Origin of the sequence: Hymenobacter edaphi, assembly GCF_003258365.1 — a bacterium.
GTDB classification, from domain to species: domain Bacteria; phylum Bacteroidota; class Bacteroidia; order Cytophagales; family Hymenobacteraceae; genus Solirubrum; species Solirubrum edaphi.
In genome coordinates this window covers 973143-997091 of the sequence record NZ_QHKM01000001.1, presented here as the reverse complement: position 1 = coordinate 997091, position 23949 = coordinate 973143, and the positions used below count along the sequence as shown (strand labels likewise).

Sequence of the window (23949 nt, the reverse complement as noted above, 5' to 3'; positions counted from 1 at the left end):
AAACGCTTTCATTTCAGGCAGGACGAGCCCCGCCTCTACCCTGCCGTCGTCACCGGTGCGGGCTTGCGCACAAACCACTTGGGCAGCTTGCGCGAGAGGCGCAGCCAAAAGTCGACTTCGAACAGGCTGGAGTCGCGACGGGCCTGGTAGAGGAAAAACAGGCCAGCGGGCAGCAGCACGAAGTTGGACATCCACATGCCTACGCCCACCGGCATCACCGCCTCGCGGCCGTATTTCTCGCCGATGATGGACACGACGTAGAAGATGATGAAGAACAGAATCGACACCAGCACCGGCACGCCCAGGCCACCCTTCTTGATAATGGCCCCGAGCGGCGCGCCAATGAGGAACATCACCAGAATGGCTACCGACTGGGTGTATTTGCGGAAAACCTCGATGCGGTAGTTGCCCATTTCGCGGGCCGTGCTGCTCAGCCGCTCCGAGTAGGTGGTCATAAAAGAGCGCATGTTGCGGGCCCGGTTGGCCGCCGCCTCCAGCACCATCGCCGACGAGGCCGGCATCTTCGTGGCTGGCACCTGCCAGGCGGCGGTGCGCTGGTCGAAAACCTGCCCCGTGGTATCGAAGCGCTGGTAGAGAAAATACGGGTTCAGCTGCATGCCCGCCTGCCGCCGCTCCTTATTTAATACCAACTGCATAGAATCGACGAAGCCGCGGAGCTGGGGCAGCGTGAGCATGATTTTGTTTTCCTTAAACAGATCCTCCTTGGTGCGGTCGAGGCTGAAGGAAGCCAGCGAGAAAATAATATCGGTGCGGTCGAACTTCTGCTGCACAAAGCCGGCGCCGGACCGGTCGCGGGCGGTGGGCTGCTCCACGTATTTGCGGCCATTGAACAGCTCCAGCGCGAGGTACTGCCCGTCGTAGCGGGTAGCCATGCGGCCGGAGTCGGCCAGGACCATGGCCACGTTGCCGCTGTTGCCGCTGTGGTCGTAAATCATCACCCCGTACAGCTTCTCGCCGTTTTCGCCGGCTTTGCTGTTGACCTTGATGGTGTAGCCCGGGATGCCGCTGTAGAACACGCCCGGCCGGATGTCCAGCGCGAGCTTCTGCTGGCGCACGTCCCAGAGCAGACTGTAGGCCTTCAGGTTGGCCTTGGGCACAATGGTGTTGTTGAACCAGAAGGCAAAGCCGGCCAGCAGAGCGCTGAACAGCATCACCGGCCGCAGAATCCGCGTCAGCGACACGCCCGAGGTCTTGATGGCCGTTAGTTCGTGGTGCTCCCCCAGGTTGCCGTAGGTCATCAGTGAGGAGAGCAGCACCGCCAGCGGCAGCGAAATGGGCACGATCAGCACGCTGAAGTACATCAGCAGCTGCAGGATCACGCCCGTGCCCAGGTCCTTCCCGACGAGGTCGTCGAGGTATTTCATCATCGTCTGGGTGAGGAAGACGAACTCCACTACCGCAAACGTGAGCAGGAACGGCCCAAAAAAGGCCTGCAGGATTAGTTTATCGATTTTCTTCATACCAGCAGTAAGCCGCAGCAGTTGGCTCCTTAACGCCGAAAACGGCCGCAAAGGTACGTTGCCTCGGCGCCGGGAAACGGTCGGCGAACAAAAAAGGAGCGGTGCCGCCCGGGCAATGGGCTGGCTCCGCTCCTTTCGGAACATCCGGTCGTCGGAAAAAGTGGCTTAGCCGCCCACCTGTTCGCGCAGGTTCTGGACCAAGTTGTCCCACATTTCGGTCAGTTCGATGTCGTCGGTTTCCTCGGAGTAGTCCACCACCTTCAGAAATACCTCCTGCGTCAGCTCCGACGACTCGATGGTGAAGTCGAGGTAGTTGGCATCGGGCAGGTGCCGGCGCTCCGGCCCCAGGAATACAAAGCGCACCGAGCGGTTGGTCCGTTGCGAAGTAATTTCGGCGAGGTGGGGCTGGTTGTCCCACACGAAGTTGTAGATGTGCGGGTTCACCATCTGCACGTCCTGGCAGAACCATTGGCGCAGTCCGGAGGCTGAAGCGAGGTAGGGATAAAGAATCTTAGCCGAGGCATTGACGGGGTATTCCTGCACGAACCGGTGCTTGGAGCGAGTAGCGGAAATGGGCATAGGGCAGCGAGAGAAGCGAAAAATTTGTCTAGCTGGCAATCAGCCAGATTGGGGAGTAGCGGCAAGATACACGGCTTTTTTTTCCGTCAAAGCTTGCGTGGGGTTAAATCTTCGCTTTACCTTTGCACCACCAAACAGGGCGGGGTAGCTCAGTTGGTTAGAGCACAGGATTCATAACCCTGAGGTCACGAGTTCAACTCTCGTCCCCGCTACAAATAAAAAAAGCCAGTCGCATCATGATGCGACTGGCTTTTTTTATTTCGTGTTTTCCCAAAAAAATATTTTTATAATTATTATTTACACATATTGATTTTTTTGTTTAAATTATACATACGATTAAATTCCAATTTCATAACATATGCCTGTTTCGGATCTTGTTTACTCACAGCTTTATATAAATCATTGTATATAACTTTAATTTGTTTATCCAGTGAAGGCGACCCATCAAGCACAAAATGCCAGAATTTAGTATTTCTATCATTAGAGTGCTTTTTCAACTCTTGTATAATCCACGGAGTCTCGTTAACTATCATTTTTCGCAAACAATTTTGAAATAAATCAACTGCATCTGCACTCCATCTACCCTCACATGCTATAGGATAAATTTTTTTTATAATCTCATCAACACCCACTCTTCCGGTCTTATAACTATCAAAGAAGTAGGGTATGTGTTTATCATATAGATTATACAGATTGTTTTTATTCCTGGCATTGTAATCATAAGAATATATGAGATTGTTAAAATTACTGGGGAAATTATTGAAAAAAATATAATATTTTTTCTCGTTGTATGATTTATATAATATAACCATTTTATTATTCAGGTCATTATTATTACACGTTTTATATGAAAAGCATTGCAGAAAAGACATCATGAACACTGAAAAAATCAAAAATTTCTTCATGGCTGTATTTTGTTATTAATTATCATCTTTGTATTAGGAACACCTTGCGATTTTATGTAAGTACGCAGTTCGTCCATCGCAGCTTTGCTATTACCAACAGAACCATTAGATTTTTTCTTTCCTGGCATTACACATCCTTCTGTTTGAGAACCTCTATTACCACTATGAAGCAGTATTTTCCTGTCTTTAGAAACTTGATCATTATAGATAATAAAATTATCAGGATGCTTTTGGCTTGAATAATTATCGATATTATATACTCCTTCAGGAATACGTTTGTCTTTTTCCTTTTCAGTGGTTGACGGTCCGCCAGGCTCTAAAGTGTACCCTGTAACAGAAGATTCACCCGTAGTGTTCAGGTCGCTGATTGTGTAATCAGAACCTTCTTCTACTCGATCCATGATAATTAACCCACAAACTTCCGTAGAATATTTTTTCAATTGATCCGATTGCTTCTTAGTCAGTTCACCTCCCCAATTTATCGAACAATCTTCGGTCCTAGCTCTTACACCTTCGTTCAGCAGGTATATCTTATCATCATTTATACCATCATTGCCAAGGTTATTACCTTGTCTATCCCTGAATTCGCCTTCCAATCTACCATCAGGATCGATATTTTTAATAGGGTTATCAAAAAAAGCTCTATATAGGCTCCAGCTCGGCTCTTCCTCAGACAAAGGGTCTGCAGTCATCCATCTTCCTATTACCGGGTCATATAGTCTCGCTTCATAAGCACTATAATTCACTCCAAAATCATCCAACTTCTCTTTACCATTAAAAGTAAATTCATTTCCTGAGCAGACTATATGATTTAAACCTATCAAATCCAAACCAAACGGATCATACTGATTCTCCTGTACCAGCAACGTCGGCTGATAGTCAACGCTGATGTCATCAAAGTACACGTCGGTGTCACTTTCATTACCTACATAGGCTTGCACGAAGCCATCCTGCGGGGCTGTCAGGTCGATGTTGAGCCGTTGGTAGTTGTTTTTGCCAGCCATGGTGAGCTGCTGAGTATAGCTGGTAAGTAAGGCAGAATCTTGATCAAAAACCAACACGCGTAGGTAGCTTTTGGGCACGCCGTTGCTAAGCTGGGTGAGCTGTGGTACCAGGGCCAGGCTCACTCCAAGGAAGGGTAGCGCGCGTGTACGGGCCGAACGAGTATCACCGGGCGCCGCTACCGGAGGTTGCTGCAGCAGCGACGTGACAAAACTTAGCAGTGAGAAGCCGTAGTTGATATTGTGAACCGGCTGATTGTACCGGCCGAACGCCTCAATTCGCAGCGTATCGCCTTTGCGCACGGTCAACGTTTTCAACGGACCAATCGGTTTGCCAGCGGCGGCGTTCAGGCGGGCAACGTACTGGCCCGCCGCGGCATCGGTGGTCTGGAGCCGGGTTTCGCGCACGTAATCGAACTGTGCTTCTTCCTGCTCCGCCAGGCCAAGTTCCATCGTTGCGCGGTGAGTGGCTCGGTCGCCGCGGCGGAAGGCCACGCGCAGGTTGCCGAGGTGGTCCTTGATGGTATATTCGTAGCTGTAGCGTACGTGCGGCTGGCGCGCGGCATCCAGTTGCACAAAGCGCAGGGCGCGGCCTTCGCTGGTATTCAGCCACCGAAGCGAGTCGCCTTCGTATTGCCAAGCGCCCAGGTAGTCGGTGCGGACGGTGAGCTTGCCTGCGGGCGTGGCTAGTTTGGCTACTTTCTGCCCGGCGGCGCTGTAGCGGAATTCCAGCCGGTTGCCATTGGCCCACACGATGCGGGTGGGAAGGTGCAGGTGATTGTAGCGGATGGTATCGATGCCCTTGTTACGGTCGCTGATGAGCGAGCCGGCATCGTCGTAGGTGTAGTCGGGCTGGGAGCTGCCGCTCGTGGCTCCATCCTGGAAATCGGGGCGTGTAGGCTGCCGGAGGCCAAACTCGGCAACTGCAGGAGCTAGATCATCAACGCGCAGCAACCGGTTGCTGGCAGCTGAAGCACTATTCAGGTCGGCCTGATAGCGGTAGCGCAGGTTGTCAATTTCGCCGTACCGACGCGGGGTGGTGCGGCTGGCGTCCTGTACCAACCCGCGGCGGCGGGCAGTCAGGAAATTACCGTTGGCATCGTAGCTGGCGGCCCAGAAGCGGTAATTGTCGCGCTCGGCACTCCACGTACCGGCGGCGTTGCGGGCAACGAAGTCGCCCTGTAGAATGCGGCTGAGTTGGTCGTAGCGGTAGCCGTAGGCTCGCTCTACGTTGTCGGAGGCAGCGCGCCATTTCTGACCGGCAATGTTGCCGTTGAATTGGTTTGTGCTGAACCCCTGGTCGTAGCTAAGCTCGAGCCCGAAGAGGTCGGGCCGCTGCCCGGCTTGCGGCGCAAGTTGGGCGTCGTTCACTTGCGTCAGCCAGCCCCGGATGTTGTAGCTAAAGTCCACGGTTTGCAGGGCTTTGGCGGCGGTACTATCGCCTAAGTGCTTTTGCAGCAGTTGGCCAAGCTCGTTGTAGCGGTGTGCGGCCAGCGTTACTGCGGGGCCGCTGCCCAGGCGCTGCAGCGTGGCCAGCAAGCGGCCGGCGTGGTCATAGGAAGAAGTTTCGGCTACAGCCACGGAATCTTCGCCGGCGCCCTGGGGGCCGTGGTGTACCGCGTAGCTACCCAGCACCTTGCCCGTAAAGTCGTAGCGGTTGGTAACCAGGTCTTGATACCCGCGGGCATTGGTGCTTTGGACCTGCAGGGCACGCAGCTTCTCATCGACAAAGCTGGAGGTGGTCAGCCACGCGCCCGGAGCGTTGGCGGCCGTTTCCAGCACGCGGACGCGGGAGCGGGTAGGCAGCCCAACGGTGCGCAAATCCGGCGCGGCCTGGTAAGAAGCATCGCCCAACAATGCGTCGTGCCGCGTGAGGTACTGCGCATCAGGAGCGCCGTCGTGGTTGAAATCGTAAGAATCGTAATCCGTCGTGCTCAGCACCGGATCAGTGGAACGCAGGACGGGGAAGGCCTGATTGGTGTAGTAAGCCCCGCCGGGTCCGGGCACCGTTGCCGGTTGTTCGCACAATACCGTGGCAGCGGAAGCGGCCGTTTGCCATTGCGCCCGGGTTTGGCCCCGGTCGCTGAGCAGCGCGGTGTATATGACTCGTCCCAGCGTGTCGTACTTGGTAGCCAGCCACTGGCGCTGCGCCCGCTGCCCGGGGTCCTGCACGAGGATGGGGCGGTTCAGCCCGTCGTATACCGTGCAGGTATAGCCGTCCTGATCGGGGATTTTCTTTTCAATCAAGCGGCCCTGATCGTCGTAGTGGTAACGAAACAGCAAGCGTTCCAATCCAGCGCCGTCGACGACCCAACGGTGCTGACGTAAACGCTGTACGGCCAAGGGGGGAATTACGGCTCGGAGCCGGCCAAAGTCGTCGTAGACGTAATAAGTGCTGAGCCAGGCACGACGCTCGTAGCGCAGCGAATCGGTGCCGCGCACAACGGAATAGTACCCTACCCGCCCCGTGCTGACCTGCTTGAGAACGACCCGGCCTTCCATGTCCGAGTACTCGCGGGCCACCTGGCCTTGCTCGTCCGTTGTCTGCTTCACCCAGAGGGTACCGGAGGCGTACACACCGGCCGTATCCAGGTTTTCACGTTCGCTGCCGTAATCAGGCTGCCAACGGCGTACGGTGTCCTGTTCGGCATTATTGGACCGCTCTTCCAGGTGTATCGTGTGGTTTTCCAAGGCGTGCAGCTGCCACGTTTCGCCGGGGGAAGCCTGGACCATTGGCCGGTTGAGCGGGGAAGTTTCAAACTGGGTTTCGGCAAACGCCACACCCGAGGCCGGTATTCCGGGAATGACCGGGGTGCGATAAAAATCGTATTGTTCGCGCAAAGCATTAGGCCGGTAGGCGCCAGCAGCTCCGCTACCGGCAGCGGCCGTGTAGGGTAAATATTGCTTCGGCTGGCGGTTTAGCTCATCGTGCGCTTGCGGATGCACCACATCGCGGCGGCCAGGCGAATCCTGGTGCAGCACGGTTTGCACGGGCCGGCCTAATCCATCGAGATAATCCGTTTTGATTTGTGCTTCTTCAACCGGCGCCTGCCGCAACGCTTCCGGGTCGGTGAATGCCGTCCGCGCCGTGTAGGTCCGCACGTAATTGATGAGGTCGTCACTGCCGGTGCGGTTGGCGGGCGCAGCATTAACCAAGGAGGAACTTGGTTGGTTGACCGGCTCGTTGCGCGCCGGCACAGTGTACGGTAGCATCGACACATACACGCTTTTGGTGTACAAGGTCATCCATGGCAGCCAGTCATTTGTTACCCGCACGCGGTACGTACCTTCTACCGATTCCGTGACGTTGGGGAGTAAGAGCGAGTCGGCGTCCTGCGTGGGCGCCACATCGATCCATGCCTGTCCTACCTGCCGCTGCCAGTGGTAATGGTTGTGTGCGCCACCGAAGCGTTGGCGCAGCCACGGCCGGGTACCTGCCACCACATACTGGGTATCGGCTGGGCTGGGCACGCGTTGGCCGTAATCAAAAAACTGGTACTGACCAGAGCCCGGGTTAGTCAGATTAGCTTCGTAGGAATCAAATTGCAGGTAGTTATTTGTCAGACCTATAAATAATTCACTACCAGGTGGGCGGACAAAGCTAGGAATACCGGTTAGGCTATTGCCCTCCAGGCATAGTCGGTACGTGCCTTGCTGCCAAGCCGTAGCGTAACTGACCGGTAGACGTTTAGAGAACTGGTTGTAGCTAAGATCTAGTACCGGGCTACTCATGCCTTCGGGTACCTCCCCCGAAAGCTGGTTTTTAGCCAAATTCAGCCGTAGCGTACATGACCATTGCTTCCAAGTGGCAGGAATGGGCCCGCTGAGCTGATTTGCTGACATATCCAGTAGTTGCAGAGGTGATAAAGTAGACCATCCAGCTGGTAGAGCCCCGCTTAGTTGGTTATGGCTTATATCAATCTGTCTCAATGCTACGAGTTGACTCCAGCTGTGAGGCAGCGGCCCTGTTAGTCGGTTAAAAGGCAAATGCAAATAACAGAGTGTGGATAATTGCCTCCAGGCGGCAGGCAATGAGCCTTCGAGCAGATTATTAGCCAAATCGATACGAACGACATGCTGCCAGTTTCCCCATTCAGTAGGGAGTGCTCCGGTGAAACGATTATTAGCCAATTGCACATCCTTGAGTTGAGTGCAGCGTACTAACGAATCAGGCAGTTGACCAGAGAGTTCGTTGTTGAATAGCCAGAGGTAGCGTAATGCAGCCAGCCGCCCCAATTCAGCAGGAAGTGGGCCGCTGAAGTGATTACCAGCCAGAATAAGATCCGTCAACTCGCGTCGACTTGCCCACGTAGCAGGCACGCGGCCCCTCAACTTATTATAGGCTAGGTCAACTATTTGCAAAGCGGGAGCTGCAACTAATGCAGAGGGCAACTCCCCTGTAAGTTCGTTATAGGCCAGCGCTACAATAGCCAAATTTGGCTTGTTATCAAACTCATTTCCAAGTTCGCCATGCAGTCCGCATCCGTACAGATATAACCCTGCCAGGTTTGGCAAGCCTGTCAACGCGCCACTTGGCCAAGAAGTGCCGGAGTCTTGGGAGCCGGCCAGCCCGGAATTGCCCCCCAAGTGCAGCACCTGCAGCCCCGTCAACAGCCCTACGCAAGCCGGAATATCCCCGCGCAGGTTATTATTCGGCAGATAAATTTCACTTACATCCCCGTTGTTCACGCGCAGCCCCTGCCAGGTCGCCACATCGGCGATAGTGTTGGCCGGGCCCAGCCAACCGCTCTGTCCGGTCCACTGCGCTCCACCGGTGTGGTGGTAGAATTGGCGCAACACGCGTAACTCCGTAGAATCAGGTACCATTCCCTGGGACCAGGCCGAGTGCTCGGCAAACAAGGCCACTAGCAGGCCAAGGGCAGCGACCAATCGCTGCCACGAACGTAGCAATAGCATTATGAAAAGGGATTAGTGTTGACGGACGTAGTGATACTGCTGCTCGCTCAAAATGCGTCCCTGCTCATCGCGTATGCGCAGCAAGCGACCCAATTCGTCGTATTCGTAGTAGCTGGTGCGCCCGCTTGGATCGGTTTGCGAGGTCAGGCCCACCAGTGGAGCATAGGTGTAAGTCGTGACCCGGGCCTGCGGCAGTTGACTGCGCAGCGGCGCCAGCAGTTGGCGCACTTCGGCATCGGTGCCCGGGTTGGCGCTAAGCAGCCGGGCCATGGTGGCAGGCGAAAGCACCGCGCGCACCGCAGCCGATGTAGCATTTTCCACTTGCGCTACTACCTGGGTGCGGTCATACCCCCACACGTAGGCCATGGGCGCGGCCTTGGGCTGCTGGCGTTGCTGGAGCAGCCCGGTGGCCGGGTCGTAGCGCACACTATCGTCGGGGCGGTAGCGCGAGTCGCTTTTGAAGCTGGTGAAATAGCCGTTTCGCGTTGCTTCAGCGTTGGGCCGGGCGGCAGGCCGATCCAGCCGCAACGACCATGCCCCCGCCGGCGCACGTCGTACCGGGTCGAAGAACATCAGTTGCCCTCCGATCAGCATTGAGTCGCCGACGCTGGTGCGCCGCCAGGTCTGGGTTTCCACTACCGGATCAAAGTAGCTGGCGCGCAGGGCGTTGACGGCCGGCGTGGCGGCGTACTCGTGCAGGCGCTTGTAGCGTTGCACAGTCCAGCCGGCACTGGTACGGGTGCTGGTGCGTACCACCTGCTGCTGCTGATAGGACTGGTGGGTTTCGGTGATGAAACGGCTGCCAAGCTCATCGTAGCGCACCAGGCGCGTGTAGCGCGGCCGCGTCAGCGCCACGTTCAGCAGTCCTTGTTCGCCTTCGTACGTATTAGCCACCACGCACCACACGCCGCCGTGGTAAACCAGGGACTGCCGGGCCCGCAACAAGGGAAAGGAGGATAGGCTGTCGGTGCCGTACGTGGTTTCCTCCTGCTGGGCAAGTTGCAACTGCCCGGCATGTTGCGGGTGCTCCCGAAACACCTGCTGCTTGACTTGCAGCACGTCGTTGAACTGGGAACTGAAATGCCCAAAGTAGCTCACCGTGGCGCCGTTGCGTACGCTGTCGCGCACCGTCACGCAGCTGTAGTAAAAGGGGTAGCGGCTGAATTCATCGCCCAGTTGCGACACGTCGGAGGACGTATGTATTTGGTTGCAATGGCCGCAGCCCGTGTTGATGGCGTCGCCCCACCACTCTTGAAAGGTATTGGAGGTGAATCCCCGGGTCCGGCTGATCTGCACGCCCGAGCTATACGGCCGGACCGAGTCGGGCACCAGGTAGTCGTAGTACTTTACCAACGGTGCAGCGCCCGAGGTCCACGTCCGGGTGCGGCGCACGCGCACCCCGGCGCCCGGCTCGCCCTCCACCGCCGTGCCCGCCAACGACACGGTGTGCGGAATACGCAGTCCCACCTCAATATCCTCGTTGGCTTCCGCGTACAACTGCACTTCGTATTGCCCGGGCTCTAGGTCAAAGCGGAACCGCTGGAACGTCTGGCCATAGCCCACGGTGTAGGCCGGATCCGGGGCAGTCGTTACGTACGTGCGGGCCCCGCCCGGCCCGAGGCGCCAGAGGTTGAATTCGCGGTAGAAGCTTTTGTGCGTGGGGTTGCCGTCCAGCGGGGCGCAGCTTGCGTTCAGCACCACCGTGCCCTCTTCCAGGAGTTGAAAAGGCAGCAGCGCCGAGTAGGTCACCAGCTTGGGCCCGGTGGGCGCAGCGTGTCGATTGTCTGGGTCGTACTGCACCCTCACCTGCAGGCCAAGCGTGTCGCGGCGCGTGGTAGGCGCTGTTGCGCCAGTTGGGCCGATGCGGCCGCTCTCGTAGTCCCACCGCGTGCGCCCGCCGGTGGGGTATGTCACTTCTTCCAGCGCGCCGCTTACGGCCAACTCGAAATGCGCCTCGCGGTCGGGCATCAGGCTGCCCAGCTTGGGGTCGGCCAGCAACGCCGGGCCGTTGACCGGATTTTCAGCATCACCGCCGTTGGTTTCCGCGCCGTTGTAATACCCCCAGTAATCCTGCGCCGCGCTCCAGCGCGAAGGCATGCGCGCGTTGAGGTAGCGAAACCGGTAGCAGGGCAACTTGACCGAACCGGCACTTTCCCGCAGAGAGTCCAGCCGCAGGCGTCGGTCAAAGGAGCTGCGGCCCTCGAAATATGATTGAAACAAGGCAAAGCGCTTCACCTCGCGCCGCCGGCCGCCCGTGGCCACCAACCGCACGTGCTGCACCACCTTCGCCGCGTCGCGCTGCAACAGCACCCGGGCCCCGCGCACAACAATGGAGTCCAGGAACTGCGGTGACAGCAGCGTGGTGCGGGCCGTTTGGTTGGTAAACTGGTACGTGAGCAGATTATTGCAGGCGTTCATACCCGGCTCGTTGGTGCCGAAGTAACTTTCCGAATACCGCCCCGTGGTGGTGGCGCAACGCCGGGGGGTGGGCAGGTGGTTGCCCTGCGAATAGTAGAGCCGGATGGTATCGGCATTGCCGGCGGAGATGACGCGCGTCAGCTGCCAGGACGAGGTGAAATTGCCCAGCCCAAATTCGCTGCCGCTGTGCGTGGTTTCCGGGGCCTGAAACTGGTACCGAACCCCGTCTTCGGTGGTTACCTGAAACCCGCCGCCCACCGAGCGCAGCATCCGGATATGCACCGGCTGGCGGGGAACCAGCACTACCGTTGTGTCGAGCAGGCGAAAGCGCCCGGAAAGCCCGCCCGGCACGGCATAGGAATACAGATCCGGACCGGTGTCCACGTCGCGGGCGGTGGCGCGGCGCAAATAGCGCTGGCTCGAAGCAACGATGGAGTCCGGATTGTACCGGTCGACGGGGCTGGTGGCCGCTGCATCCAGCAGGCCGCTGACCTGTAATGAAATGCAGCTACCAGCTTGCAGCGACCAGCCCAGCCCCACCAGCTCCCATGGCTGATACACCTGCAGCCCCGTGTAGGAATAATTCAGCGAAACCGGCAACTGCAGACTACCACACCGCACATCCAGTAGCGGCACAGCGAGTTGCGCGGCCCCGGTAGGCAGATTGACCAGTTGCTGGGCATCGAATCGAGTCAACGTGCTAACCGTAGGCGACTTTGGCAGAAAGGAAGCTGGCAAAAGGCCAGCGGAGGTGGCCGGGGGCGTCTGGGCGCGTGCCACAATGCCTAACGTCAGCATGATAACCCATTGTCCGAGCCGGCTCGGGAGATAATGGGGTCTTGCAGCAGGGTGTTGCCCGAGCCATTTATTGCATCTGGCAAAAGTTTGGTAGATCCATGTTAGCATAAGAGAACTATTAGTGGTTGGCTTTATGCAAATGATAAATAATCGCATCAAATGAAATAATCATCAGGCACAGATGGCTGCTCCAGCCGATTCGCAGCTGGATTGAGGTTGCACTAAATTCAAATGCTGTTAAAATATTGCTTTACCGCCCACGTGAGTAATTACCACGCAGCCATTGCTGAACTTGCTAAAAGGTGGTAAAAGGGGCTTGTCAGGGATGTATAGTCAGCTTCTACTGTTGATTAGTTTTCGTACTTTTTGTGTGGACTCTCGGTGCTGAGGCAATTATACATCATATGTGTATAAAAATACTCATCACTTGAAAATATTTTTTTCTCAAGTATGGGACCTTCTGCGGCTGAGCGCTTACAAGAGCTAATCAAGATTGTCGGTGCGAAGTCAGTAAGTGCGTTTGCCGCCTCTATAGGGGTTCGGAGCACCGTATTGGCTAATATGCTGGGGGGGCGCATGTCCAAACCCAGCTTTGATACCCTGGAAAAAATCAAAGCCCAATACCCGCAGGTGAATCTGGAATGGTTGGTGATGGGCACGGGTCAGCCACTCAGAGGCGCCCTCTACCCGGTCAGCGAGTCGTCCGTGGCAGGGGTCAGCGAGCCGGACATCAAACCGCTCGGCAAACCTCAGCGCGAAGACCCAGGCCTTCAAGCAGCCCTGGCGGAATGCCAGCGCGAACTAGCCATCTGGAAGGAAAAGGCCGAAACCTACAAGCAGTTGGCCGACGACCGGCAGACCATCATCGAACTAATGAAAAAAGCGCGCTGACGCTACCTGGCCCCGTAGTGCCCGGCAACGTCAGGGCACAACAAAAAAGCCCGGCCAAATGGCCGGGCTTCTTTATGTCGCGCGAGGCGGAAAGCTTAGGCTTTCACTTTCTCCACGATGCCTTTGAAGGCTTCGGGGTGGTTCAGGGCGAGGTCGGCCAGCACCTTACGGTTCAGGTCGATACCAGCCTTTTTCAGGCCGCCCATGAACTGCGAGTACGACAGGCCGTGGATGCGGGCCCCGGCGTTGATACGCTGGATCCACAGGGCACGGAAGTCGCGCTTCTTGGCTTTCCGGTCGCGGTAAGCATAGAGCAGACCTTTCTCAACCGCGTTTTTGGCAACGGTCCAGACATTCTTGCGGCGGCCGAAGTAACCTTTGGCCAGACGCATTACCTTTTTGCGACGGTGGCGCGAGGCCACGTTATTGACGCTTCTTGGCATAACCTACTTGTTTTTGGCGGCCGGTGCCTCCCTCATTCTGAAGGGGCTTGGCGAATAACCGGACGCCGGGTTGAAAAAAATTACTGCGGGAGCTCGAAGGCCGCCGCTTAGAGGACCAGCATGTCCTTCACCCGGTTCATGTCAGCAGAGCTAACCAGGGTGACATGGGTCAGGGCGCGCTTACGCTTCGTGCTCTTCTTGGTCAGAATGTGCGACTTGTACGCGTGCTTACGCTTTACTTTGCCCGTGCCGGTCAGCGAGAAACGCTTTTTGGCGCCGGACTTGGTTTTCATTTTCGGCATTGTGAGAAAGGTTGAAGGGTAAAACATCGGCGGCCGGCTGCCTAGGGCCGGCTCGCCTGAACAACGGAGCGGCTCACGCCGCGCTGGAGTAACTTATTCGGCCGCTTCGTTGGAAGCCGCAGCTTTGGGAGCCTTGCCTTCCGCGGCGGGCTTGGGAGCCGGCGAGCCGGCAGGCTTCACCACCACGGCCTTGGGCGCGAGGTAGAGGAACATGCGCTTGCCTTCGAGCTTGGGTAGCTGCTCTACTTTGGCCAGATCCTCGAGGGCCTGGGCAAACTTGAGCAGCAGGATTTCGCCGCGCTCCTTGAAGACGATGCTACGGCCTACGAAATGCACATAAGCCTTGATCTTAGCACCTTCGCGCAGGAATTCCTGGGCGTGCTTGAGCTTGAAAGCGAAGTCGTGGTCGTCGGTGTTGGGGCCGAAACGAATTTCTTTGACCACCACCTTGGTCTGCTTGGCCTTCATTTCGCGCGTGCGCTTCTTCTGCTCGTACTTGAATTTCGAGTAGTCGATAACGCGGCATACCGGCGGAACGGCCGTGGGAGAAATCTCCACGAGGTCCAGGCTTTGCGCTTCCGCCATGCGGCGGGCTTGCTCGGTGGGGTAAATGCCCTGCTCCACGTTGTCGCCTACCAGGCGGACTTCGCGGGCCGTAATCTTGCCATTGATTTTGAACGGCTCCTCCACTTGGCGCGGAGGGAGGCGGCGGTTAGGGGTTCTGATAAGACTTCAGAGTTTAGGTGAAACGTGGTCGGGTCAACGGCTGGGAAGCAGCTGTAAATCAGCGCCGCCAACTATTTGAGCGGGCGAATATCCGGCAATTTTCCCGAATGACAAAATTCAGCGCGCCGAAAACCGTGTTTCCGGCGGGCTGCAAGGGTTTTAACGACTGAGGCGCGGGATTAGTTCTATTCCACAACCGTCGGGAAAAGAAGAACGATTAAAATAGAACGTCATTCCGAGCTTGTCGAGGAATCTCGCGTGCTGACTCCTGATAGCATCCTTCACGTTGAGGTCACTAGCAGACTAAACACGCGAGATTCCTCGGCTTCGCTCGGAATGACGTTCGGGAGGCCTCGCTCTTACGAATGCGCCGTTACGGCGCGGCCGCTCATCATTTCTTCGACCTGCTCCTGGAAGTTGCGGATGAACAGCTCGATGGGCATGGAGCCCAGGTCGCCTTCGCCGTGGCGGCGGACCGAGACGATGCCGTTTTCGGCTTCCTTCTCGCCCACCACCAGCAGGTAGGGAATCTTCTGCATCTCGGCGTCGCGGATTTTGCGGCCGATTCGCTCGTCGCGCTCATCCGTGCTGCCGCGCAGGTCGGCCTGCTGCAGCTGGGCCAGCACCTGCTGGGCGTAGTCGTGGTACTTCTCCGAAATCGGCAGGATGATGAACTGCTCCGGGGCCAGCCACAAGGGGAAGTTGCCGGCGCAGTGCTCGATGAGCACGGCCACGAACCGCTCCAAAGAGCCGAACGGGGCGCGGTGCAGCATCACCGGGCGCTGGCGCGAGTTGTCCGGGGCCACGTACTCCAGCTCGAACCGCTCGGGCAGGTTGTAGTCGACCTGGATGGTGCCGAGCTGCCACTTGCGGCCGAGGGCGTCGCGCACCATGAAGTCGAGCTTGGGGCCGTAGAAGGCCGCTTCGCCCAGCTCCGTGACGGTGCGCAGGCCGCGCTCCAGCGCCGCCTCCTGGATAGCCGATTCGGCGGCGGCCCAGTTCTCGTCGGTGCCGATGTACTTCTGCTTGTTTTCCGGGTCGCGCAGCGAAATCTGGGCGGTGTAGTCCTCAAAGCCCAGGGCTTTGAAGGTGTACAGCACCAGGTCAATCACCTTCAGGAACTCCTCCTTCACCTGGTCCTGGCGGCAGAAGATGTGGGCGTCGTCCTGCGTGAAGCCGCGCACGCGGGTCAGGCCGTGCAGCTCGCCCGACTGCTCGTAGCGGTACACCGTGCCGAACTCGGCCAGGCGCAAGGGCAGGTCGCGGTAAGAGCGCGGCTTGGTTTTGTAAATCTCGCAGTGGTGCGGGCAGTTCATGGGCTTGAGGAAGAACTCCTCGCCCGGGTTCGGCGTCTTGATGGGCTGGAACGAGTCGGCGCCGTACTTCTCGTAGTGGCCCGAGGTGACGTACAGCTCCTTGGCCCCGATGTGCGGCGTGACGACGGGCTGGTAGCCGGCCTTTACCTGCGCGCGGCGCATGAACTGCTCCAGCCGCTCGCGCAGGGCGGTGCCCTTGGGCAGCCACAGGGGCAGCCCCGCTCCTACCCGCTCCGAAAACGCAAACAGCTCCAGCTCCTTGCCCAGCTTGCGGTGGTCGCGCTTGCGCGCTTCCTCCAGCTTGTGCAGGTATTCCTTCAGCTCCTTGTCCTTGGGGAAGGTAATGGCGTAGATGCGGGTGAGCTGCTTGTTTTTCTCGTTGCCGCGCCAGTACGCGCCAGCCACATTCAGCAGTTTGGCCGCCTTGATGCCGGAGGTATCCGGAATGTGCGGGCCGCGGCAGAGGTCGGTGAAGTTGCCCTGCTCGTAGAAGGTGATGCTGCCGTCTTCAAGGCCTTCCAAGAGGTCCAGCTTGTACGGGTCGCCTTTCTCGGTGAAGTAGGCCACGGCGTCGGCTTTCGACACCTCGCGGCGCTCGTAGCGGCTCTTGTTCTTGGCCAGCTCCAGCATTTTCTGCTCGATCTTGGCAAAGTCGTCGGGGCCGATGCTGCGGCCTTCGCCCAGGTCCACGTCGTAGTAGAAACCGTTTTCGATGGGCGGGCCGATGCCGAACTTAATGCCCGGGTACAAGGCTTCCAGCGCCTCGGCCAGCAAGTGGGCCGAGGAGTGCCAGAAGGTATTCTTCCCCGCCTCGTCGTTCCATGTGAGAATCTCCAGGTTGGCGGAGTCTTGGATGGGGCGGTGCAGGTCGCGGACTTCGCCGTTGACGCGCACGGCCAAGGCATTACGGGCCAGGCCTTCGCTGATGCTGGCGGCTACGTCGTAGCCGCTCACACCCGCTTCGAACTGACGCACGGAGCCGTCGGGGAGCGTGATGTTAATCATTAGATGAAACGTGCAAAAAATTGCGGTAGCCCGCAAGTTAGCAGCTTCAAACGCAGAAACCGCGCCGGAAGCGGAGAATTGGGCTTTACCGGACTGATAACGCCGCTGCGGGCGCGTTAAGTTGCCCCGCTAGTTGGTCGGCGTAATCAAGGTTGGCGGCTTGACTTCCAGCGGCTCGATGGTGGTCGGGACGGTGGTGGGCACGCGGCGCGGCTGCGGCAGGGGCGGCGCCCCGTACACCAGCTTCAGCGAATCCAGCTGCCGGCCGGGCAGGCGCTGGCCCACTTTCCAGACTTTGTAGGTATAGTGCCGGTTGCCGGGAAACTGCTTGACCAAAGCCCGGTAGGCAATCCAGGCCGCCTGCGTCTGCCCCACCCACTCGTAGCTCTCGGCCAGCATCAGGCCCACGTCGGGCAGGTACTGGCTGCGGCGGCGGGCGCGGCTGAGCGGGCGGATGGCCTGGGCGTAGCGCTTGCCCTTGTAGTGGTAGAGGCCGAGGCGGTAGTCGGCGCGGTAGAGCGTGGTGTCGAGGCGGGTGGCGCGGGCGTACTGGCGGGCGGCGCTGTCGGGCTGGCCAGCGAAGTCGAACACCCGGCCCCGGTCGTACCAGAGGGCGGCGTAGCTGCGGTCGGCGCGCAGGCCGCTCTCGATGTAGGGCGCGGCGGCCAGCGGCTGGCGGTTGGCGTTGAGCAGGTAGGCCGTCTGGTGCAGCACTTCGGGCAGGCGCGGGGCGCGGGCGGCGCTGGCGCGCAGGTAGTCGAGGGCCTGCACGGTGTCGCGCAGCGCGGAGTACACGAGGCCCTTGTAGAACAGCGCGGCGGCGTTGTCGGCATCTTCGCGCAGCACGCGGTCGAGGTAGTCGAGGGCGGTGGTGTAGCGGCGGGCGGCCAGGTTGGTTTCGCCGAGCAGCAGGTGCAGCTCGGGCGGGTTGTAGCCGCGCTGCTGGGCCTGGGCCGTGGCGTCGATGGCGGCCTGCAGCTGGCCCTGGGCCCGGAGCACGCGGGCTTTGGTCAGGAAAAACTCCCCGGGCGCGTCGTCGTCCAGCTCAATGGCTTGGTTGATGTCGCGCAGGGCGGCATCGAGCTGGCCGTCCTTCACGCGAAAATCGGCCCGGCGGGCGTACAGCACGGGGTTGCGCGGCTGGCGGGCAATGGCGCCGTTCAGCTCGTTGGCCTGGATTTCGGGCCCGCTGCGCACCGTCGGCAGATCAACCATGGTATCGGGCTGTTCTTCGCCGGGCGTGGCGTTGCTGCAGGCCAGCACCCACGGCGCCAGCACCAGCGGCAGCAAACGGCAAACGGGTCGAAGCACGGGGTTTGGGGGTAAGGCAGAGGCGGCAAAGGTACGCACCTCGCCCCAAGCCCGCTACTCCCCAGCCACGTCGGCCGGGGCCGCGTCGCCGCGCAGGGCCGCCATCAGCGCCCTATCGCGGCCGTAGATGTCGGGCAGCAGGCGCAGCGTGGGGCCCTCGTCGGCGTGGCAGGTGAGGTAGCGCACGTAGATGGGCATGGGGTAGCGCAGCGGCAAATACTTGCTGTAGCCGCCGTAGACGCTGTCCCACATCCGCTCGACGTTGCGCTGGGCGCGCTCGGGCTGGGCGGCCTGATCGTGGCGCAGCAGGAAGACGGCCAGCTGCAGCGGGTTCTGCAGCCGGATGCAGCCGTGGCTGAGGGCGCGCTTCGGGAGGTTGAACACGCGGCGGGCGGGCGTGTCGTGCAGGAAAATGTCGTGCGGATTGGGAAAGCGGAACACCACGTTGCCCAGGGCATTGTCGCTGGTAGCGGCCTGCCGGATAACGTAGGGAAACGCCTCGGCGGATACACTTTTCCAGTCGATGCGCCGCGGATTAGGTACGCGACCCCGCTGGTCGTAGAGGATGTAGTTGTTGGCGTCGAGGAAGCCGGGGTTGCGGCGCAGCTGGGGCAGCATTTCGCGGGTGGCAATGCTACGGGGCACGTTCCAGCGCGGCGAGGTTTCAAAGAAGCGGATGCGGCTGCGCAGCTCGGGCGTGGGCGTGGTGGGCGCCCCTACTACCACCCGAAACGTGCGCAGCACCTTCGCGTGGCGCACCACCTGCAGGGTGTAGGCCGGAATGTTGACCACGCAGTAAATCGAGTCGGCTACCGGCTCCCAGCGCAGGCGCTGCAGATTGGCGGCTACCAGCCACCGCTGCCGCCGCGCCGCCACCGAGTCGGTGCGCAGCAGGCGCTGCCAGGCCCCGAGCAGGCGCACGTAGCTGCGGCTGCGGGGCTGGGCGGCCAGCACCTGCCGGCTGAAATCGGGGCACTGCCGGGCCGAAAGCAGCCAGAACACGGGGTCGAAAACCGAATCGGCGGCGCAGGACGTGGGCTGCAGGCTCTCGGGGCGCAGTTGGCCCCGTCGCAGTTGGCTGATAAGCTGCAGCAGCCCGGCCGTCAGCAGCAATTCGGCGCGCACCCGGCGGCCCAGCAGCTGTGCCGGCGCGGCACCGGGCAGCGCCAGCGAGTCGATGGCCCGCGCCACGGCCTGATTGGCCAGCGTATCGGGCCGCAAGCCGTAGTCGGGGGCCTGCCGCAGCAGCCGGGCGCCGGCCCGGGCCGCGGGCCGCGGGCCGGTGCCGGTTGTCCAGACTGGTTGATAGTTTGCCTGGCGGTAGAAGCGCTGCACCTGTTCTGCTACCTCGGCCTGCCCGCCCGGCAGCGCGCGCAGCTGCTGACGCAGCTGCGCGGCTACCTCGGCATCCGACTGGGCCGCGGCGGGCCCACTCAGTCCCAGACAGGCCAGCATTCCGACACAGACGCGCAGCTTTGCTCCTATTGATTGGCGCATGAGGCCGCAGCCCAGCCGGAAAGTAGCCGGCCGTACTGGCTAATAAGTTAACCCTAATTTGCGGGAATCGATTGGAGCCCGGCAAATAAAAACCGGACGGCTGGCGGGCCCTCCGGCGGGAAAAGCAGGTAAGCAGACCGGCGCCTCAGCCGCCACCGAGCTGCTCCAGCATCTTGCGGCAGCGGCGGCTGATTTCCAGCTCTTCACCGGTCATAGGCTGCACTTCAGCGGCCTCCTGCAGCACCTCGCGGGCCGACTGCTGCAGACGCTGGTTCTGGTAGACCCGGGCCAGATCGTAGCAGTACTGAATGCGGCAGGGGTCCAGGGCGTGGGCCTTGCGCAGGGCTTCCATGGCTTTGGTGTTGGAGGCGCCGGTGGGCGGGCCGCCCAGAAACAGCCGGCAGTAGGCGCGTTCCACCAGGTTCAGGTGCGCTACGCGGTAGTGCCAGCGGCCCAGCACCTGCCAGGCTTCGGGCATAGCGGGGCTGTATTCCACGGCCCGCTGCACGTATGGTTTCATGCTCTTGTAGAGGCTAAGCCGGTCGCGGGCACTGCGAATGGTGGCCTGCTGGGCCAGCGTCAGGGCCACGGCGTAGTTGGCCTCCCCGCCCTTGGGATTGACGGCGTAAGCGCGGTCGGCAAACTGCCGGGCAGAGGTGTAATAGGCCCCGCGGCGGCTTTCGTCGGTGTAGCGCGTGCCGATGTTGACGCTGAGCACGGCGGCCTGCCACAGCGCTTCGTAGTTGCGCGGGAAGGCGCCCAGCACCTGCTCGTAACGGGCCAACGCAGCCGATTCGCGGTACTGCAGCTGCAGGGCGCGGGCCTCGCGCAGCAGCGCCGCCACGTCCACCGAGTTGGGCGCATCCTTGGGGTCGTCGGCGCGCGCGGCCAGGCTCGGCAGGCAGCAGCACGCCAGGCCCAGCAGGAGGCGGCGCGGCACTAACAAACGCAGGCGGGCGGAAAGCATAACGGTCAAACAGGAGCGCCGGCGGGTGATTCGGCAAGGGTAAGATACGGTTTCGCGGCCAAAAGGCTGCAAACGCAGGGCGGCCCGGCCTTGCTGTCCGCCGTTTGGCTAGACAACAAAACCGGGCCGCAGTTTAATTCAGTAGCGGGTAGTCGGACAAGGACCATTCCGTCCTACTCCTCCTGATTACCTATTACTAGCTACTCTAAAACAGGGTCATCTGCGACTTGGGCTTGCGCTGCAGCAGGGCCTGGGCCTGCGCCACTTCCTCGGCCGAAATTTCCACCGGGCCGTCGTGCTCGGGCAGCGGGCCGTCTTCGGGCGCGGCGGCCGACGCGGGGCGCGGAATGATGGCCGGGCCCTTGCGCTTGGCCTGGGCCTTGCGCTCCGGCTCGGGACCTTCGTCGGTGAGCAGCTCCACCCCAAGCACCTTGAAGTAGTTGAGCTTGTTGCCCATGGCCTTCCAGCCCTTCACGTCGATGAACTCGTGCAGGTGCAGGCGCTCCGCGAGCTTCTCCCCTTTCTTTTCCTTCTGCACCTTCACCTCGATTTCGGGCGCCACGCCGCAGGTAGCCACCAGCAGATGCGTGCCCTTGGTTTCGGGAATAAAGAGGAATTTCTTGGCCAAGGTGCTCGTCTCGATGCGGAACCGCTTGACGAAATGCGTCTTGGTTTCGCCTTCCAGGTACACCGCGTTGATAACCGTGTCGGGCTCGAACTTGCGCAGCAGCACCAGGTCGCGCATCACGAAGTGAATGGCCGGGTCGGGCGCGGTCAGCTCGTAGCTGCCGTCCTTGTAGATGGCCAGCACCGCGTCGTCGGTATCGAAGGTGCCCAGGAAGCGGCCGTGCCCGCCGGTGTTGAGGCGGCCCACCACTTCGTCGAAGAACACCTCCCGACCGCCGAGCGTGGAGTCGCCCTTCGACTTCTGGGTAATCTTCTTCACCGGCTGCTTGGTCACGATGTTGCCCATCGAGCCCTTGCCCTTGATGGCCAGCTCGGCAAAGTCGAAGTCGAACTGCTTCACCCGGGCCGGCGCCTTGTCGGAGAGCTGCACCGACACAATTTCCGACTCCGAATTGGGATTGGCCGTCATGTAGAGCACCTTGGAGTTCTTCCCGCCCTTCGTCAGATCGTAGGATTTGTCGCGGGTGATGCCCGTCACCAGGAAACGCTTGGCGTAGCTGACCTGCGAGGGGCCGTCCACGTAGATCATGTTGTACACCAGCCGGTCGTCGTTCTTGTTGTAGACGCCCACGTGCAGCAGGTCCTTGCCCACGAAGGTCTTCTCCGCAATGCGGGTCACCACGAACGAGCCGTCGCGGCGGATGGCAATGATGTCGTCCAAATCGGAGCAGTCGCACACGAACTCGTCCTTCTTCAGCCCGTGGCCCACGAAGCCGTCCTGCCGGTTCACGTACAGCTTCTGGTTGGCCACGGCCACTTTCTGGGCCGTCACCACGTCGAAGGTGCGCAGCTCGGTTTTGCGCTCCTTCGCGTCGCCGTATTTCTTGAGCAGGCCCTCGAAGTAGCGGATGGCGTAGCGCGTGAGGTTGGCGAGGTTGTCGGCCACTTCGGCCAGCTCGGCTTCCAGCTTCTGAATGTACTCGTCGGCTTTGAAGCCGTCGTACTTGGAAATGCGCTTGATGCGGATTTCGGTCAGGCGGGTCAGATCCTCCTCCGTAATGGCGCGGCGCAGCACGATGCGCGTGTCATTGGCCTTTTCCCGCTCCCCGTCGATGCGCACGTACTTTTTCAGCCCGGCGTCGATGGTTTCCAGAATCTGCTCCCAGGTTTCGCACTCTTCGATCTTGCGGTAGATGCGGTTTTCGATGAAGATTTTCTCCAGCGAGGCCGAATGCCACCGCTCCTGCAGCTCGTCCTGCCGGATTTCCAGCTCGCGCTCCAGCAGGCGCAGCGTCTTGCTGGTGCTCAGCCGCAGCATGTCCTCCACCGCCACGAAGCGCGGCTTCTCGTCGATGATGACGCAGGTGTTGGGCGAGATGCTGATTTCGCAGTCGGTGAAGGCGTACAGCGCGTCCATGGTCAAGTCCGGCGACACGCCCGCGGGCAGGTGCACCTGGATTTCGACCACGGCGGCGGTGTTGTCCACCACCTTCTTGATCTTGATTTTGTTGGCTTCCGAGGCCTTCACGATGCTTTCCATCACGCCGGTGGTCGTGGTCCCGTAGGGCACGTCGCGGATGATGAGCATGGTTTTGTCGACCTTCTCGATGGTGGCGCGCAGGCGCAGCTTGCCGCCCCGCAGCCCCCCGTTGTAGTTGGAAATGTCGCAGAGGCCGCCGGTCGGGAAGTCCGGGTACAGGATGATGTCGCGGCCCTTGAGCACGTCAATCGAGGCCTTGCACAACTCGCGGAAGTTGTGGGGCATGATCTTGGTCGAGAGGCCTACGGCAATGCCTTCGATGCCCTGCGCGAGCAGCAGCGGAAACTTCACCGGCAAGGTCACCGGCTCCCGCTTGCGGCCGTCGTAGCTGGCCTGCCACTCGGTGGTGTCGGGGTTGAACACCACGTCGAGGGCAAACTTTGAGAGGCGGGCTTCGATGTAGCGGGGCGCGGCAGCGCCGTCGCCGGTGCGCACGTCGCCCCAGTTGCCCTGGGTTTCGATCAGCAGGTCCTTCTGACCCAGGTTCACGATGGCGTCGCCGATGCTGGCGTCACCGTGCGGGTGGTACTGCATGGTCTGCCCGATGACGTTGGCCACCTTGTTGAAGCGGCCGTCGTCCATTTCCTTCATCGCGTGCAGGATGCGGCGCTGCACGGGCTTGAGGCCATCCTCGATAGCAGGCACGGCGCGCTCCAGAATCACGTAGGAGGCGTATTCCAGAAACCAGTTCTGGTACATGCCGCCGATGCTGCTGATGTCGTGGATGGTTTCGCCGGGCCGGAAGTCGCCTTCCTCGGCCGGCACGACCAGGGCCAGCTCATCGGCCGACTCGTCGGAGGCGTCGGCCTCGTCGGGGCTCAGCTCGTCGGCTTCGGCCAGCAACTCGCCATCGGGGCCGAGGGCAGCTTCCGGGGCGGCGGCTTCGTCATTATCGGCCGCGGCGGGTGCGGCCCCAAAATCGATGGTATCCCCGACGCCGAACAACTCGGGGTCTTGGCCGTTCAGGTTCTGCTCGTAGGGGGTGTGGTTGTCGTTTGACACGCGCGGGGTGGCTTGGGCCACGGTTATTGTTCTTGTACCTCTCCTTGGCGGCGCCGAACCGCCAAAGGCTCCTTTAAACACGCCTGCCGCGGGATTAGTGCGCAGGCCGCAAACGTAGGGGTTAACTCATCAGAGAAACGTAAAAGCCAGGAAAATGCAGCAACGCCCGCTCAGCCTCGGTACTGATCAGGCCGCGCCAATGGCCTTCAAAAGTACCGTTTGC

At 60.0% G+C, this 23949-nt stretch carries 14 protein-coding genes and 1 tRNA gene; 2 read left to right on the top strand and 13 right to left on the bottom strand.

All coding sequences use genetic code 11. The features are described 5' to 3' along the window. Nucleotides 1-35: 35 nt before the first annotated feature. Together DLM85_RS04030 and DLM85_RS04025 are read right to left on the bottom strand one after the other, a co-directional pair. Nucleotides 36-1481: an LptF/LptG family permease gene (locus tag DLM85_RS04030; RefSeq protein ID WP_111476764.1), complete on the bottom strand. Its 1446-nt coding sequence runs from the start codon at nucleotides 1479-1481 to the stop codon at nucleotides 36-38. 165 nt (nucleotides 1482-1646) lie between these two features. Continuing rightward, entirely contained in the window at nucleotides 1647-2060 is a 414-nt protein-coding gene (locus tag DLM85_RS04025; RefSeq protein WP_111476763.1) for an START-like domain-containing protein, read from the bottom strand. Nucleotides 2061-2198: 138 nt separating this feature from the next. On the opposite strand from DLM85_RS04025, the gene DLM85_RS04020 reads away from it, so the two are divergent. After that, nucleotides 2199-2272 (top strand) — tRNA-Met (locus tag DLM85_RS04020). Between the two features lie 81 nt (nucleotides 2273-2353). Here the strand turns inward: DLM85_RS04020 and DLM85_RS24920 are convergent. The 3 genes from DLM85_RS24920 to DLM85_RS04010 are packed head-to-tail and all read right to left on the bottom strand — an operon-like array spanning nucleotide 2354 to nucleotide 12039. Continuing rightward, a complete protein-coding gene (locus tag DLM85_RS24920; protein WP_133256894.1) occupies nucleotides 2354-2935 on the bottom strand; it encodes a hypothetical protein in 582 nt (193 codons plus the stop codon). Between the two features lie 26 nt (nucleotides 2936-2961). Beyond that, entirely contained in the window at nucleotides 2962-8883 is a 5922-nt protein-coding gene (locus DLM85_RS04015; RefSeq protein WP_111476762.1) for a DUF5675 family protein, read from the bottom strand. Between the two features lie 12 nt (nucleotides 8884-8895). Then, a complete protein-coding gene (locus tag DLM85_RS04010; protein WP_165821998.1) occupies nucleotides 8896-12039 on the bottom strand; it encodes an RHS repeat domain-containing protein in 3144 nt (1047 codons plus the stop codon). A 636-nt stretch (nucleotides 12040-12675) separates the two neighbouring features. On the opposite strand from DLM85_RS04010, the gene DLM85_RS04005 reads away from it, so the two are divergent. Next, nucleotides 12676-12990 carry a hypothetical protein gene (locus tag DLM85_RS04005; protein WP_133256892.1) on the top strand — a complete coding sequence of 105 codons (315 nt, stop codon included), beginning with the start codon at nucleotides 12676-12678 and terminating at the stop codon, nucleotides 12988-12990. Between the two features lie 95 nt (nucleotides 12991-13085). Here DLM85_RS04005 and rplT read toward each other — a convergent pair whose 3' ends face one another. From rplT to DLM85_RS03965, 8 genes are all read right to left on the bottom strand, one after another. Next, nucleotides 13086-13433, bottom strand: coding sequence for a 50S ribosomal protein L20 (rplT, locus tag DLM85_RS04000; protein ID WP_111476759.1), 348 nt, complete (start codon nucleotides 13431-13433; stop codon nucleotides 13086-13088). Between the two features lie 107 nt (nucleotides 13434-13540). Beyond that, a complete protein-coding gene (gene rpmI, locus DLM85_RS03995; RefSeq protein WP_078013514.1) occupies nucleotides 13541-13735 on the bottom strand; it encodes a 50S ribosomal protein L35 in 195 nt (64 codons plus the stop codon). A gap of 93 nt (nucleotides 13736-13828) precedes the next feature. Continuing rightward, nucleotides 13829-14425 (bottom strand): translation initiation factor IF-3, encoded by a 597-nt coding sequence (infC, locus tag DLM85_RS03990; protein ID WP_111476758.1) that lies wholly within the window; start codon nucleotides 14423-14425, stop codon nucleotides 13829-13831. 395 nt (nucleotides 14426-14820) lie between these two features. After that, nucleotides 14821-16782 carry a threonine--tRNA ligase gene (gene thrS, locus DLM85_RS03985; protein ID WP_111476757.1) on the bottom strand — a complete coding sequence of 654 codons (1962 nt, stop codon included), beginning with the start codon at nucleotides 16780-16782 and terminating at the stop codon, nucleotides 14821-14823. 129 nt (nucleotides 16783-16911) lie between these two features. After that, nucleotides 16912-18093: a tetratricopeptide repeat protein gene (locus tag DLM85_RS03980; RefSeq protein WP_133256891.1), complete on the bottom strand. Its 1182-nt coding sequence runs from the start codon at nucleotides 18091-18093 to the stop codon at nucleotides 16912-16914. Between the two features lie 54 nt (nucleotides 18094-18147). Continuing rightward, a complete protein-coding gene (locus DLM85_RS03975; protein ID WP_111476755.1) occupies nucleotides 18148-19548 on the bottom strand; it encodes a L,D-transpeptidase family protein in 1401 nt (466 codons plus the stop codon). A gap of 187 nt (nucleotides 19549-19735) precedes the next feature. Beyond that, entirely contained in the window at nucleotides 19736-20557 is an 822-nt protein-coding gene (locus tag DLM85_RS03970; protein WP_111476754.1) for a tetratricopeptide repeat protein, read from the bottom strand. A 205-nt stretch (nucleotides 20558-20762) separates the two neighbouring features. Then, entirely contained in the window at nucleotides 20763-23501 is a 2739-nt protein-coding gene (locus DLM85_RS03965; protein ID WP_424321689.1) for a DNA gyrase/topoisomerase IV subunit A, read from the bottom strand. Between the last annotated feature and the right edge of the window lie 448 nt (nucleotides 23502-23949).

Excerpts from the sequence above, each read along its gene's own strand:
- thrS (WP_111476757.1), bottom strand. The coding sequence starts at position 16,782 with ATGATTAACATCACGCTCCCCGACGGCTCCGTGCGTCAGTTCGAAGCG.
- DLM85_RS24920 (WP_133256894.1), bottom strand. The coding sequence starts at position 2,935 with ATGATGTCTTTTCTGCAATGCTTTTCATATAAAACGTGTAATAATAAT.
- DLM85_RS04025 (WP_111476763.1), bottom strand. The coding sequence starts at position 2,060 with ATGCCCATTTCCGCTACTCGCTCCAAGCACCGGTTCGTGCAGGAATAC.
- DLM85_RS04005 (WP_133256892.1), top strand. The coding sequence starts at position 12,676 with ATGTCCAAACCCAGCTTTGATACCCTGGAAAAAATCAAAGCCCAATAC.
- DLM85_RS04015 (WP_111476762.1), bottom strand. The coding sequence starts at position 8,883 with ATGCTATTGCTACGTTCGTGGCAGCGATTGGTCGCTGCCCTTGGCCTG.
- DLM85_RS03975 (WP_111476755.1), bottom strand. The coding sequence starts at position 19,548 with ATGCTGGCCTGTCTGGGACTGAGTGGGCCCGCCGCGGCCCAGTCGGAT.
- DLM85_RS03970 (WP_111476754.1), bottom strand. The coding sequence starts at position 20,557 with ATGCTTTCCGCCCGCCTGCGTTTGTTAGTGCCGCGCCGCCTCCTGCTG.
- rpmI (WP_078013514.1), bottom strand. The coding sequence starts at position 13,735 with ATGCCGAAAATGAAAACCAAGTCCGGCGCCAAAAAGCGTTTCTCGCTG.
- DLM85_RS04030 (WP_111476764.1), bottom strand. The coding sequence starts at position 1,481 with ATGAAGAAAATCGATAAACTAATCCTGCAGGCCTTTTTTGGGCCGTTC.
- rplT (WP_111476759.1), bottom strand. The coding sequence starts at position 13,433 with ATGCCAAGAAGCGTCAATAACGTGGCCTCGCGCCACCGTCGCAAAAAG.